This window comes from bacterium (assembly GCA_026416715.1).
GTDB lineage: Bacteria > UBP4 > UBA4092 > JAOAEQ01 > JAOAEQ01 > JAOAEQ01.
In genome coordinates this window covers 1-14,429 of the sequence record JAOAEQ010000009.1, presented here as the reverse complement: position 1 = coordinate 14,429, position 14,429 = coordinate 1, and the positions used below count along the sequence as shown (strand labels likewise).

Genomic DNA, 14,429 nt, shown 5'->3' with positions numbered 1-14,429 from the left:
CCGACTTGCACAAATCTAACGCTAAATACTACAATCAAATACCAAATCAAGTCCGAATGTTTAAATGCCTAATAAACACTTCTATGTTTATAATGTAACTTTTGGATTTTGGCATTTGGTATTAATTCGCTTTTCTACGGTAAGTAGAGAAGCGGATTCACCGGTTCCTTCCCTTTTCGGATTTCGAAATGCAGATGCGGGCCGGTCGCGTTCCCAGTCTGCCCGACGAGCGCAATCACCTGCCCGCGTTTAACCTGTTTACCCTTTCTAACCAAATTCTTTGCATTATGCGCATAAACGGTCGAAAACCCTTTTTTATGCTCAATAATGATCATATTCCCATACCGACCGAGTTCATTATCGCTATAGATCACTTTCCCAGACATTGCCGCATAGATTTTCGTTCCTTTTTTCGCAGCGATATCAATCCCCTGATGGATTCTCCCGCTCCGTTCCCCGAAAAAAGAGAGTACTTCACCTTCAACTGGCCAGATGAACCCATATGCTGATACCGCTTCTTTCGGTTTAACTACGTATGGTTTTTGCGGTTGAGTTGAGCTCGGTTTATGTTTCGGAGTATGTGCACACCCGACTATAACGACAAGATAGATTAGCGAGATTAAGATTCCAATCCTAGGTTTCCATTTCATCCGAAATAGTTTAGCACAGCATAGAGAATAAGATACATTGCAAAATGAACCTCCGCCCAGCAAGCTGGGTAAAATTATCAAGTTTACCTAATATTCATTGGCGGAACCGTTGCAGATTCTGATTCTGCAGCAGGAACGGATTCAAGTGTCGGTTGTTCTTTGGAGTTAACCGCATTATGCGCGCAGGCGGTACATTCAAGACATCGGATACATTCCGGGCTGGATTGGTCTCGGAAAATCTCATGGTCTACCGGACAAAGGTCTTTGCAAGTATAACAGGAAGTGCATTTCTCCGCGCGAACTCTCATCTGATAAAAACTAAACCGATTGAATAGAGCGAACATCGCACCGAGCGGACAGAATACTCGGCAGAATGGTCGGTTCCAGGCAACGAAACTTAATAAGAATATACCGAGTAACCCGAGCCGAATGTTACCATAAAAATTCCAGACATGCGTGGTCGGATTGTTACTTTCACTGTCTGTTGTAGTTATAACGGCAGTTCCCTGCAGGTTCTGCCCTAACCCGAGTTTATTCGGGATATAAGCTTCTAATGTTCCTGCTGGGCAGAATGTGCAATAGTAAAAATTTGATGGCGCGGTTAACGTTGTTCCTTTATCTGTTCCAAAGAATATTGGAATCAGCAGAACTAGAATAATTAACACCCCATATTTAATATGTTTACTCCAATCCGGGAGCGACCATTTTTTCGATGGGATTTTATGCAATAGTTCCTGTAGGAAACCAAAAGGGCAAATCCAACCGCATAACATCCTCCCGAGAAAGGCGCCAATGAGTAGAATGATACCGATAACGATGAACGGAACCAATCCTCGAGCGAGGAATTGACCAATAGCACCAATTGGACAAGAAAACGCTGCGCCTGGACAACTCCAGCAGTTTAATACCGGCACGCAGAGCTGCTGATATTGGAAAAAAAACGGGTTCAATGCGAAAACCGAGAACGTCTGCACCGTCCGTCGTAACCGATGATACCCTTTTCTTTTTAAAGCCATAGTTCTTTATCCGCGAATTCAGCGTAACGAGGTTAAAAAGTTAAATAATTTCTTTACATCTTTTGCGTTTTTTCCCTTTAGCACACACCTGGTTATCGGTTAGATTTTCCCGATATCCGTTCGATAATGTTTATCCTTAAACTCAAGCGAAGTAATCGCTTGATATACCTTTTCCCTTGCATCTGCAATATTCTTATCTAAGGCAACGATATTGAGAACTCTACCCCCAGAGGTTACCATTTTTCCTTTTTCAAACCTCGTCCCTGCATGATAGACGAATAACTCATCATTTTGGTTTAATGTATTCACCCCAAAAATTTCATAGCCGGTCTCATATTTACCCGGATACCCCCCTGAAGCAAGAACAACACATACCGCTGCACGGTCATCCCATTCGATATTCATTTCATTTAGTTTATTCGCTAAACATGCTTGAATGATATCAACCAAATCGGTTTTTAGTCGCGGCAGGATAACCTGCGTTTCCGGGTCGCCGAACCGGCAGTTGTATTCTAAAATATACGGTTCTCCATCGACTACCATTAATCCGGCGTAGAGTATCCCAACATACCGAATTCCATCTCTATTCAACCCTTGGATTGTTGGAACAAGAACTGTCTCATATATCTTTTTCGCTAAATTCGGGGTAACATTCGGTGATGGCGAAATCGAGCCCATCCCGCCGGTATTCAACCCTTCATCATTATCAAGCGCGCGTTTATAATCCTGCGCAGTTACCATCGGAACAACCGTTGTCCCATCGGTGAACGCGAGCATCGAAACTTCTTTTCCAACTAGGCAATCTTCGATGATGATTCGGTCGCCAGCCGCACCAAACGCTCTCTCTGACATAATCAGGTCGATTGCTGCGACCGCTTCATCTAGCGTTTTACAGACGAGAACTCCCTTTCCAGCAGCCAATCCATCCGCTTTAACTACGGCCGGCATCGGGATGTTTCCAACATATTTCACTGCTTCGTTCCGATTATTGAAAATATTATAGTTAGCGGTCGGCAACCCATGCCGAGTCATAAACTGTTTTGCCCAGACTTTACTCCCCTCAAGTTGCGCAGCGGTTCTCGATGGACCGAAGATTGCTAATCCCCGAGCTTGGAAATAATCGACTATCCCATCGACTAACGGCGCTTCCGGTCCGACAACCGTTAAATCTATTCCATTCTTAACGACAAATTCTGCTACCTGGTCAAAATTAGGTTTTAAACTGATATTAACGCATTCTGCGAGTTCCGATATTCCAGCGTTCCCAGGAATAGAATAAAGTTTAGTTACTTGACGGGATTGAGCTAACTTCCAAAGTATTGCATGCTCTCTCCCACCACTGCCGATAACTAGAATTTTCATAGGTTTTATGAAAGAGATAGTGGAGTTGGATGAGAATTGAACGGTTCAATTCTCATACCTCTCCACTATTACGAGATAATAACCTTTCGATTCCCTTGCTTTACTTCGCCGATTAAATGAGGAGTTTCACCTGATTTAGTCAATTCTGAGATGATAAAATCTACATTGGTTTCTGAAACGATAAGAATCAGTCCGATACCCATATTGAATGTCCAGAACATCTCCCGGTCTGAAATGTTCCCGAGTTTCTGCAATATTCTAAATATTTCAGGTACTTCCCAAGCTGATTTATCTATAATTACGTTAACATTTTTTGGTAATATTCGCGGGATATTATCATAGAACCCGCCACCAGTTATATGCGCCATCCCTTTAATTATGGAAGATGTTCTCGATTTCGTATCAATAGCGTCATTTCTGTTAAGGCGGGAATTAGATTTTTTCTTTGTATTGAGTTTTTCCGGATAGATGATTGATAAGATTGAAGTTGCATAGCATTTATGCGGGGTTAAAAGCGCTTCTCCGATAGTCGTTCCGAGCGATTCGATATAATCATTAGGTTTATATTTTGCAAGTTCAAAAATAAGTTTACGTGCAAGCGAAAATCCGTTCGTATGCAGTCCTGAGCTGTCAAGTCCGATAACTTTATCACCCGGCTGGATATGTTTCCCATCTATTATTTTATTTCGTTCAACAACCCCAACAATAAACCCGACTAAATCATATTCACCTGGCGGATAGAACCCTGGCATTTCTGCTGTCTCACCACCGATTAGTGCACAACCCGCTCGTTTGCATCCGACCGCGATGCCTTTTATAACTGATTCTAATGTTTTTAGGTCGAGTTTCCCGGTAGCGATATAATCCATAAAAAATAGCGGACGTGCCCCTTGAACCAGAATATCATTAACGCAATGAGAAACAATATCGAGTCCAACAGTATCATGTTTATCCATCATGAACGCAAGTTTGAGTTTGGTTCCAACTCCATCAACACTACTAACCAGAATCGGTTTCTGATATGTAGTTGCATCGATTGAAAAAAGTCCGCCGAATAAACCGAGATCGCTAACTACTCCGGAAGTGAAGGTTGTTCGTGCATATTTTTTTATTCGGGTTAATAGGAGGTTTTTCGCCGCAGTATCTACCCCGGCAGATTTATATGTTAATGCCATAGTTGATTCTCAATATAACACTTTCCTCTTTATAAGAAATTCATATCGGAACCGGTGTTGGGTAGAATGTAATTTAACCCTATACGGTTGATAACCGTGCGCTGAAGCGCTGTCGAAGTGTTCGAACACAGATTTACCCTGAAAAGAAGTCTAATTTGTTACACGAATCGGGTATCAGGTATCGGTTGAGCTGTCACAAACGGAACTAACAGTTTTCCTGACCTAATTCCCGAGCATTCCATGCTGGGCTAAACTCAATCGCCCTTAGCAGGGCTAACCAACTTCGACCCTCGACCTAGCTTTTAACTGAGAGTTTACCCCGATTTATCATCAGCATCGTACCTTGATATTTTAATTGGCTATATATCGCTGTTCTTATTTCTTTTTAGGAGTTGTGGTATCAGTGGTAACCGGTTGTTTCGCCGTATTTTGAGTTAGCCGCTGTACCCCGATATATGCAAATTGGCTCCATTGCGCTTTCGGATATTTCTGTACCGCAAATTTATAGGTCTCGAGCGCTTTCGCTTTATCTCCCAGGTGATATTCATAAATTTCACCGAGTTTAACCGCAGCATACGCCGATTTACCGACATCGCCCATCGGCGGATTTTTCATCATTTCGGTATAAGCTTTTACTGCAGTATCATAATATCCTTGCGCAGATTTCATATCTTTCAACTCGTTTTTATAAATACTCCCAAGCTCAACATTCGCCCAGAGCGCAAAATCTTGCGCCATCGCATCGTTCATATACTGCTTCTGCACCGATTGATATATTGCAATCGCTTCTTTAAATTTCTTCTGCTGTTTATAACAATCAGCGATTTTCGACTCGAGTTCAGCTCGTTGTATTCGTGGAAGCTTAACAAATTTTGCCGTGATAGATTTATAGGTTTCAATCGCTGCAGGGAACTGTTTTGCTTCTTTATAGGTCTCCCCCATAAACCAATAGGCAGTGAATAAAACCTGTTCTCGGTTCGCAAATTCGGTTTGGATAGCTTTATACGTAGCGATGGCTTGCGGGAACCGTTTTGTTTGCCGATAAATATTCGCTATTTGGAAATAAGCATCAGCCCGCATTCGTTCCGGTGCTGCGGATTTCGTTACTTCAGTATATCCTTGAATCGCAGCAGTCCAGTTTTTCTGCTGTTCCATCGCTCTCGCTCGATTGAACCGAACCATAGCAACTAAATCGGTCTCTCTACTATAGGTGGTCAAAATCTTATCATATTGCGCAATCGCTTCCGGAAATTTTCCGAGTTCAATATATGCAGAAGCGATATCTAGTTCCGCTCGCATAACCCATTCACTTGATGCCGGATATTTTTTTACCACCAGCTGGTATTCTTCAATTGCTTTATCGAACCGACCTAACCCCATATTACTCATCGCATGCGCATATTGCGCTTCAGCAGCTCGCGGGTCGTTCGGATACCGCTGCAAGAAATCTTCCAGTTTAATCATTGCCGTTACAAAATCTCGCTGCTGGAACGCCGCTTGCGCATCCTGCATAATTCGTTCCGGTTTATGCCGGCCGCAACCGGATAACAATAATAGAATCGTAAAAAAGATAAATAATATCGAACGTAATTTACTTACATCTATTTTTGGTTTATTCATAATCTATCCCTTTCATATTTAGTCGTATTTATACTAGGGAGCAAGTGCCCTAGACTCAAAGCGAAAACAAGCTTTCGCAGGTAACATTTTTAAATTTTTAAATTTGCCTTAAGTTTTTATATTAAATATTAAACCAACGGTCTACGTCGGTTCTATCGGGATTCCTTTCGCTGGTTTTAGCGTACTACCGATTAATGATAACCCTTCACGGAACAACGTGCATAGTTCATACCCTGTTCGAACGGAAACCAGTCGATGCCAGAGATAACTCGGCCGTAAATGGAACGACCGTATTGCATGGTTCCGAAGTTTCCATAATGTTTCTTTCGGCATCGTTGGCGTTTCTAGAACCGGAAACGCAACCGAATTATCGAGAATATCTATTTCTGCAGACGTCCAGCCATGGTCAATCGCTTCCTGTCGGAACTTGGTTCCCATCCGCGGGACCGCAATGTTAAACGACGCGAAATCCGGCTGGATTGCTTTCGCAAACTCAATCGTTTTCAATGCGGATTGTTCTGTTTCACCAGGTAATCCTAACATAAAATGCGCTAAGGTGCGAATGCCGAGTTTCCGGCAGAAAGAAAATATTTTTACCACCTGCTCTTTTCGAATCCCTTTCGCATAGGTTTCGAGAATCCGCTCATCGCCACTTTCAACACCAAACTGAATGGTATGACATCCGGCAGATTTCATCAACTGTAATAACTCTTCGTCCACGACATTCACACGCGATAAACATACCCAGCCGTAGTTCAGTTTACTCGCAATCATCGCGTTACAGAACTCAACCGCATGTTTCCGATTCGCTGCAAAGGTTAAATCTTTCACCCAGGCTTCGCGAATTCCGAACCGCTGGGTCAAATACGCTAATTCGGTAACGACATTATCTATCTTGCGTAATTTTAATGGAATTTCGCTCCCGATACAGAACGTGCATTTGAACGGACAACCGAAATTGGTTAAGGTACTCGCAAACGGCATCCGCAACCCGTGCGGTATTCGATATCGTTTCCATGGGAACAATTCATATCGAGCTAGCGGAAGACTAAACTCTTTTTCGTCGGTAATCCGTCTTCCTTCGATTATCTGATGGTGATAACGATAGATGAGATAATCAATCGGTTTCCCATGAACCCCATGCAAATATTTTACGAGCGCATCGCTGGTAAAATCAAGGAGGATAGCATCGAGAAACGGATATTTGTTCATCATTTCTATCCCACGATGCAGCAGAATGTCGCCGGTTGCTATAACGGTCATCGGTTTCTGCGAAATCAGGGTCTGTATAAATGCGAAATCCGCTCGCCAGGAAACTGCTCCAGTCAGGAAAAATATCGTATCAATATCCAACTGCTGAATTCGCTTGAACGTTTCTTGTTCCGATAACCTGAGCAGATTCGCATCTAGCGCATGAACCTGATGTTCTTGCGATAAGAACCCACTTTGCACCAACAAATCATACGGATGCCAATAATATCTCGCTTTCGAAACATGACTGCAATAATAGTCCCGGAGATAAAGCTGGTCACCTGGAGGATTGAGTAAAAGGATTTTTGCCATTGAATTTTCTATACCACAAAGATTCGAAAATAACTTAGATACCGCGAAGTTACTATCTTAATTATTTTTACTGGTCGCCTTTGTGTCTAAGTGTCTTGCTAGCAAAATGGTTGTTAGTTTAATCCGCTAAATCCGCTAATTGTTTGAATCCGTAACGGAGATAATTAACCATCTGTTTAACTGTTCCCGCATTTTTTAACGTTCGGAAAACATAACTCGGTCGAAAGTAGAACTGCCGGAGCGCTTTTGTGCGTAACTGTTTTAATTCTTCTATGGATAAATATAAACTCGGTATCGCTGGAGAATCATATGCGGATTTTGGAATTTCACCCGGCGCTAATAATTTCTCAGCGACTGCAATTTCGTAAAATTCCGTTCCCGGGAATGGATACGCATAGAAAAATTCGATAAACTCCGGATCAAGTTCTTTCGCAAACTGAACCGATTCCGCAAACGTTTCTTTCGATTCCCAAGGAAGCCCGATAAGAAAATATACGCTAGTTTTAATCTTATATTGTTTACATAATCGGATAGCGGCTCTTGCCTGATCTAACGTCGTTTGTTTTTTAATGTTAACCAGCATCGGTTCGTTACCGGTCTCTATTCCAAACGCAATCAGCCAGCATCCGGCATCTTTCATTGCTTGCAACCGTTCGGCATCAATAGTATCAACTCGGCTGTTACACGCCCAACTGATATTCAGGTTCATCTCGCGAATTTTCTGGCATAATTCGAGTATCCAAGGTTTATTGAGCGTGAACGTATCCGCACGGAATAAGAAATTCCGTATCTGATGTTTATGAACACATTCCTGTAACTCAGCAATAATATTTTCTGGTGTCCGCATTCGCAATTTCAATCCGGCAACCTGCGTTGATAAACAGAAAATGCACGTATAGGGACACCCACGGTTGGTTATAACCGTAGTCTGCGGTTCACCGGTATCCGGGCGAATATACAGTCGGTTATCAATCAAATGCCGCGCCGGGAACGGTAATTCATCTAGATTTTCGAGAAACGGCCGGTCCGGATTTCTCATGATTTCAGATTGCGGATTGCGGATTGCGGAATTACCATTTATATTTGTTGGCATTGGGCATTTGGGATGTCTAACCCGGTATGTTATTCCCGCTATTTGCCTCCAATCAGATGAAGTAACCAATTCTTTCGCCGTTAGTTCATATTCTCCGCGAATAACGATATCGAGATTTGGATATTGCTCGAGCGCGGCTATATCCAGGAACGTAAAATGCGCTCCTTTCGCAACGGTGATTAGCCTCGGGTTAACCTCTTTCGCTAGGTTACACGCTTGCATATCCGAATCGAGTGAAGGCGTAGTTATACTAATCACCATCATTTCCGGCTGGAAATCCAGTATATCCTGTTTAAGCGATTCCCACGTTCCACCAAGCACCGGGTAATCTTTAATCCGGCATTGAACTCCAGCGGATTCAAGCGATGCGGCAATATATAGCAAATCTATCGGCGGTCGAGCGGTAACGGTTTTTAGCCGTTCAATTGGCGTTTGGCATCGGTCTTCTCGAATATACAATCCAGTCGGCGGAACAATTAATAATACACGATTTATCATAAAAACCAGTCCAAAATCCGAACTCTGGAGTTTGCTAAGTTCAGACTCATTTCAGTAATTATCATTCTACACGGAAACGCTCCAATTAGACAAGGAAAGGAACATCTACCGATTAATCTCATAACTCCGATATAATTAGCCTACCTAGACTATTTTTAAAATATAATTAAAGAAATGTTTACTCTTAAAAAATAAAATATTATATAATTATGATTTGGCAGCTTTAAATAAGTGCGTTCAACATGTGGGTTACACCGTTGCGGGAATTAAGATATCTAGTTATTCCCTCTGGTTTCAATGCTTATTAGTAGGATAGAGATTTTTTTTCAGGGATTTGCGGTTCAATTTTGGGTTACCCGCTAGGGTTTTCAGGCACTGTTGGGATATAATCCATTTCCGTGTTTTGCAATTTCGTGTAGGGTTTTATATGGTCTACTCCCGTCTATATATAAGAGGAGCAGGTTACGGAATTATTAACCCCAATATTTTAGCGATACCGATTAGTGCGGTGGTGCCTACGCTTTCTTCTAGACAGGAGATCGAATTAATCCAGCGGAGTCAGAAGGGAGATCGGTTTGCCTTTGATCGACTAATCCAGCCGCATTTATGGTGGATGTATAGTGTAGCGGTAGCAAGGGTGCATCATCGGGCGGATGCGGAAGACGTTGTGCAAAATACTTTATCATGCGCTTGGAAGGGTTTAAGCAACCTGCGGGAACCGGCGAAATTCCCGCGCTGGTTATACAAGATTGTGTTACGTCAATCCCACGAATTGCTGGAGAAACGCCGCGTGCAAGGGAGGGTAACGGTGTTTAGCGAATTATCCGAATCTGAGCTTAACTATGTAATCGAGAAATTGGAGGGAGGAAGTGACCCGCAAACCATACAGGAGCAGCGGCTTGATTTCTTGAAATGTCTCCACCAGTTACCGGCGAAATATCAGGAGGTGCTCTATTTACGGTATCTTGGTGAGTGTAGTTGGGAGGAAATTGGTGCAATCATGGATTTGCCGAGGAAGACGGTAGAGATGCGGATTCATCGGGGAAGGAAATTATTACGGAAACTATTAGCGAAACAAAAAGAGCAGCGGTAAATTGTGGGAGTGGCTATTCTGTATTTGTTCCGCTTGATTAGCAAGAACCTAAGGGAAGAGAGATTGAGGTATGATGTCACGGTGTACACGGATGCATAAACAGATTAGGTATGTATTCAGTGGCGGTAAACTCGCTGCGGACGCGCTTCAGCGTCTCGAAACGCATCTTGCGGAATGTGCTCGTTGTCAGGAGATTTATGCTCAGGAACAAGCCTTAACTACTTTATTCCGACGTAGTTTTGCGCCATACCACGCCCAGAAAGAAGCGATACTCGTTCGGCTCCGTGCTTCGGTGCAGGCAGCGACCCAAGAACCTATTGTTCCCTCGGTCTCGTGGTGGTCTATGTATCGGAAGGTATGGGGTCCCGCTTTAGTCGTAGTAGGTATGCTCCTGCTAGTCCTACTGCCCGTATACTTTAAACAAGTCTCACAGCTGGTGCTCGTAAAAGCGGTTCGTGGTACCGGGATTTTTTACCTCTCACCGGGAAGTATCCAATGGCTTCCGGTGCAGGAAGGGACGAAATTCCCGCTGGGTAGCCAGCTTACCACCAACCGCTGGAGTCAGGCAGAACTCCATTTAGGGGGAAGCACACGGATTTGGATAAATGAAAATACCTACGTCCACCTCTCTCAAGATAAATCGGGAGGTCTATTCCTCCAGCAGGGCGAGCTATTTATTCAGCAGCCGCACCTAAAAATACAAGCTTTCCGACAGGTAAGAACCCCGGCCGGCGTGGTTATTCCGGTGGGTACCAGCTATGATATTTCCGTGCTCGATACTGGGATCACCCGGGTCGCAGTGGTTCTCGGTCGGGTGCGATTGAGTAACGCCGTCGGTGCCGTCGTGATTCCAGCTGGGTATCAAGCGGAAGCAGAAGTGACGCAGCAGAAAGCACCGTCACTTCCTGTTGCGATTGATACTTCGGCAGTGTGCAGGTGGGTTGAAACATTCAGAGAAGTGACCCGGTATCCACGGCAGACCCGGGAACAATTGGCGTACGAAGCTATCCGTTTAGGCAATCAATATTATCAGGAGCAAGACTACTATGCGGCATTAACCAGTTACCAGCGAAGCGTTGCGTGGGAACCGGAGTTAGCCAGTGGGTATTATGGAATAGGACGAAGCTATTATCGGCTGAACCGATATGGGCAGGCGATGAGTGCCTATTCCCAAGCGCTCCGTTTGGATCCGACTCTGAATGATGCTCGGTACCAGTTGATTCTATGTTTAATCAAGCTCGAACGATTTACAGAAGCAAGACGACAGGCGGAATGGTTAGTGCATCAAGTCCCTACGGACCATGGGTATGCGATTATTTTAGCGGAAGTGTATCGTCATCTCGGGTATCTCGAGATAGCAGAACAATGGTATCGCTATGGGCTGACGTTATCACCCTGTGCGGAATGTATCCAAATCGCACACACCGGACTAGCTGAAATCGCTCGGAAACGGAAGTAGGACGTCTTGCTTGCAAGAAGCGATAGACTATATCTTGCTGCTAGTATCTTTCATTTTTTTCTGATTAGGCGCAAATATATGGTACGGGGTTAATGCAGAACAGGTTTTCAGGAGTATAACCGAAAAAAAAAAGTAACTATTTCCCTTGTTTATTTATTTTATTTATTTTTTTTGTAGGGTTTTTGCCTTCTCAACCCGTCTATTACATATAGAGGCTCTAAAAATCTATTTTTGGGGTTATACGCTTTCGGGGCAAAAACAAAATAACCATATGGTTACAGAAAAACAGGGGCATTCCGAAGAGACACGCTTCGGGCTAAGTGAACTACTCATGGTCGGATCAGTTTGGTACGATGCGGTAGGGAACCGCACTACGATGGTGTATAATAATGCGACGACCCGGTATACTTATAACAATTTGAATCAGCTGACTTATCGGTATGCAGGGAATACAGAGTATAGCTATGGTTATGACCAGAATGGGAATTGTGGTGGTTTTAGTGTAGAAGGAGAAGGGCCGTTTGCACTGTATACCTACGATAGGGAGAACCGTCTGACCCGCGCAACGAGATATGCACCAAGCTATGCGATGGTTGACTACATTTATTGCGCCCTCGGCAAGCGGATGATGAAAGGGTATAATAATAACACGACCGTATATTTCTTCGACGGAATCAATACAATACTAGAGAAATACAAAGCTAGCAATTGGTCTTCATTCAGCACCAGCGCGGTGTATACCTTAGCCCCGGGAGTGGTTGGGCATATCATTAGCGTCAGAAAAAATAATACTGATTACTATTATCATTATGATCAAATAGGTAATGTGATGTTTATAATAGATAATTCCGGCAACAAAGTAGCTGACTACGTTCAAGAAGGTTTTGGCAATGTGTTAGCAACAAACGGCTCCTTTACATCTAATACCTATCATCTCACCACGAAAGAGCAGGAACCTGAGACTGCTCTTTATTACTTCTATGCAAGGTGGTATGATCCCGTGGTGGGAAGATTTATAACCAGAGATCCAATTGTAACTGGATGTGGGAAAGCGATACAAAATGTTAGACATCCATTAAACACAAATTATTTATATGTAGAAAATAATCCGTTGGCTTTCACAGATCCTGAAGGTATGGTTAAGCGTCCAAGTCGCGATGAAATATGTGAAGGACTTAAGGAAAATTGGTGTAAAAAATATTGGTCTGATAGCCTATGTACTCTATGTGAGAGTCAGTGTAAGTATTCTCACAAAGACCCAAAAACAGGGAAAGAACCTGTGGAGTTACAAGCCTATTTAGATTGCTTAAAAAAACATGAAGATTTAGAGTGCATCACTTTTTGGGGAGAAATAGCTCACGGGATAGAGTGGGTAATCGGCATCATATTTTAGTTATTTTTATTCCAGGAGATTAAGAGATGGGAAAAATTTTCTATAAGATAAGTATTTCGATGATGATTTTGTACGTTCTAGCTATATTCGTATTTGCTTGTGGGCGCCGGTCTGGTATACAAATTATTACAGAAACTGACCCGAGGTGGAAGAAAGGTATCTTCACCTTCCCTTCCGCAGGGGAAAATTGGGCTTCCCCTTTTTTGCGTAAGAAAAATTTTTATAGCACTGAGCGAATGATAGTATTTCAACTGAACCAACATATTATTCGCACTCTATTTTTTATATCGCTTCCTGATTTAAAATTGGTCTGGAGATGGATTATTCCCGAGAATTCCACAGCTTATCAAGTACAATCATTGGATGATACTACCTTTTATATGCTTACAGAAACCGGGACTTTATTTTGTATTTCACCATATGAACAACGGATTGTATGGAGGCAAGACTTGGAATGCGACTGCTTTATTCTAGACAAGCATCAAGGATATTGTGCTAGTGATAGAAACTTTTCTTGCATTAACTTAAAGGACGGATCAATACGCTGGTCTCTATTATTGCCGAAAGGTCCAGTTGACCTAATGAGTATTTCTGAAGAGACAGTATATTGCCTAACAGACGAAGAAATAATAAGTGTAGATATTCTCAATAAAAAAGTTGTTGATGTTTTTTCCCTCCCTCCTACTATCAAAAGAAGCCCAAAGTTAGGCTTAGACATGTTTAATGCAATTGACGGATATAAATTATTAGCGATTGCGAACCGACAAAAATCGACTCTAAATAGCTCGTTTATAGCCGTTTTCCGCGAAGCACCAAAAGAATTTTTATGGTCACGTGAAGATCGCCGTCGTATCATGCCCGAGGGTATTACGGGAGATAATACACGTATCTTCGTAGCACTAAAAAAGCCCACGCCTGATGTTCAATACGCTGATTTGCTCGCTCTTTCTGTTTTAAATGGCAAGACTCTTTGGAAGACTAGACTCCCCGGAAGCACGGTATATTATGCAAGCCGCGCTGACGTTATTTGTTTACCTGATTTAGAGGAAATCTTGACCGTACCAGGCAAAAAATTGTTATATCTAATAGATCCGGATACTGGACGACCAAGGTATGCGTTCGACTGTACCCAGTATGAGAAACATACTTCAACGGTAAAGTGGCAAAGCTATGGTTCACCTAATGGTATTTTATTTGCAGGGATAAACAAGGCTGGTACTACTCTGTCTATTGAGTATTGGCATCTTTGAGCGTTTGAGAAGATAGGTAATAGAAATGGAATCCTTATGCTTAGAAAAAAGAATAAAAGCTCAGATTGAGGCTATCTTTAAAAAGCAATACCTTTTCATGCAACTACTTCTAAGGAGGACGGAAATAATTCGTTCCCTCTCCTGGGATAATCCTGAGAATTGATTAACCCAATGGATGTATGTTGATCCAGAACTGGCGACCACAGTAAACTATATTTGTTGCGCTCGGCAAACGGGTCATGAAAGCATATAATAAC

Annotated in this window: 11 protein-coding genes; 4 read left to right on the top strand and 7 right to left on the bottom strand. The window is 42.8% G+C overall.

Annotated elements, in window-relative coordinates:
* Positions 1-134 precede the first annotated feature (134 nt).
* From N3A72_05155 to N3A72_05125, 7 genes are all read right to left on the bottom strand, one after another.
* Positions 135-650 carry a M23 family metallopeptidase gene (locus N3A72_05155; protein MCX7918990.1) on the bottom strand — a complete coding sequence of 172 codons (516 nt, stop codon included), beginning with the start codon at positions 648-650 and terminating at the stop codon, positions 135-137.
* An 83-nt stretch (positions 651-733) separates the two neighbouring features.
* Positions 734-1,666, bottom strand: a complete 933-nt coding sequence (locus N3A72_05150) for a 4Fe-4S binding protein (protein ID MCX7918989.1) — start codon at positions 1,664-1,666, stop codon at positions 734-736.
* A 99-nt stretch (positions 1,667-1,765) separates the two neighbouring features.
* Positions 1,766-3,028, bottom strand: a complete 1,263-nt coding sequence (purD, locus tag N3A72_05145; GenBank protein MCX7918988.1) for a phosphoribosylamine--glycine ligase — start codon at positions 3,026-3,028, stop codon at positions 1,766-1,768.
* A gap of 68 nt (positions 3,029-3,096) precedes the next feature.
* Complete coding sequence (gene purM / locus N3A72_05140; GenBank protein ID MCX7918987.1) at positions 3,097-4,203, bottom strand: phosphoribosylformylglycinamidine cyclo-ligase; 1,107 nt, start codon at positions 4,201-4,203, stop codon at positions 3,097-3,099.
* Between the two features lie 375 nt (positions 4,204-4,578).
* Entirely contained in the window at positions 4,579-5,823 is a 1,245-nt protein-coding gene (locus N3A72_05135; protein MCX7918986.1) for a tetratricopeptide repeat protein, read from the bottom strand.
* A 141-nt stretch (positions 5,824-5,964) separates the two neighbouring features.
* A complete protein-coding gene (locus N3A72_05130; protein ID MCX7918985.1) occupies positions 5,965-7,386 on the bottom strand; it encodes a radical SAM protein in 1,422 nt (473 codons plus the stop codon).
* Positions 7,387-7,504: 118 nt separating this feature from the next.
* A complete protein-coding gene (locus N3A72_05125) occupies positions 7,505-8,977 on the bottom strand; it encodes a B12-binding domain-containing radical SAM protein (GenBank protein MCX7918984.1) in 1,473 nt (490 codons plus the stop codon).
* Between the two features lie 427 nt (positions 8,978-9,404).
* Here N3A72_05125 and N3A72_05120 point away from each other — a divergent pair, with 427 nt between their 5' ends.
* The 4 genes from N3A72_05120 (at position 9,405) to N3A72_05105 (ending at position 14,172) form a co-directional block, all read left to right on the top strand.
* Entirely contained in the window at positions 9,405-10,070 is a 666-nt protein-coding gene (locus tag N3A72_05120; protein ID MCX7918983.1) for an RNA polymerase sigma factor, read from the top strand.
* 70 nt (positions 10,071-10,140) lie between these two features.
* Positions 10,141-11,529 (top strand): tetratricopeptide repeat protein, encoded by a 1,389-nt coding sequence (locus N3A72_05115; protein MCX7918982.1) that lies wholly within the window; start codon positions 10,141-10,143, stop codon positions 11,527-11,529.
* Positions 11,530-11,674: 145 nt separating this feature from the next.
* Positions 11,675-12,922, top strand: a complete 1,248-nt coding sequence (locus N3A72_05110; GenBank protein ID MCX7918981.1) for an RHS repeat-associated core domain-containing protein — start codon at positions 11,675-11,677, stop codon at positions 12,920-12,922.
* A gap of 26 nt (positions 12,923-12,948) precedes the next feature.
* Positions 12,949-14,172, top strand: coding sequence for a PQQ-like beta-propeller repeat protein (locus N3A72_05105; GenBank protein MCX7918980.1), 1,224 nt, complete (start codon positions 12,949-12,951; stop codon positions 14,170-14,172).
* Positions 14,173-14,429: the final 257 nt, after the last annotated feature.

Bases quoted from the DNA above. Each gene is read 5' to 3' on its own strand.
- N3A72_05155 (MCX7918990.1), bottom strand. From the start codon at position 650: ATGAAATGGAAACCTAGGATTGGAATCTTAATCTCGCTAATCTATCTT.
- N3A72_05150 (MCX7918989.1), bottom strand. From the start codon at position 1,666: ATGGCTTTAAAAAGAAAAGGGTATCATCGGTTACGACGGACGGTGCAG.
- purD (MCX7918988.1), bottom strand. From the start codon at position 3,028: ATGAAAATTCTAGTTATCGGCAGTGGTGGGAGAGAGCATGCAATACTT.
- purM (MCX7918987.1), bottom strand. From the start codon at position 4,203: ATGGCATTAACATATAAATCTGCCGGGGTAGATACTGCGGCGAAAAAC.
- N3A72_05135 (MCX7918986.1), bottom strand. From the start codon at position 5,823: ATGAATAAACCAAAAATAGATGTAAGTAAATTACGTTCGATATTATTT.
- N3A72_05130 (MCX7918985.1), bottom strand. From the start codon at position 7,386: ATGGCAAAAATCCTTTTACTCAATCCTCCAGGTGACCAGCTTTATCTC.
- N3A72_05125 (MCX7918984.1), bottom strand. From the start codon at position 8,977: ATGATAAATCGTGTATTATTAATTGTTCCGCCGACTGGATTGTATATT.
- N3A72_05120 (MCX7918983.1), top strand. From the start codon at position 9,405: ATGGTCTACTCCCGTCTATATATAAGAGGAGCAGGTTACGGAATTATT.
- N3A72_05115 (MCX7918982.1), top strand. From the start codon at position 10,141: ATGATGTCACGGTGTACACGGATGCATAAACAGATTAGGTATGTATTC.
- N3A72_05105 (MCX7918980.1), top strand. From the start codon at position 12,949: ATGGGAAAAATTTTCTATAAGATAAGTATTTCGATGATGATTTTGTAC.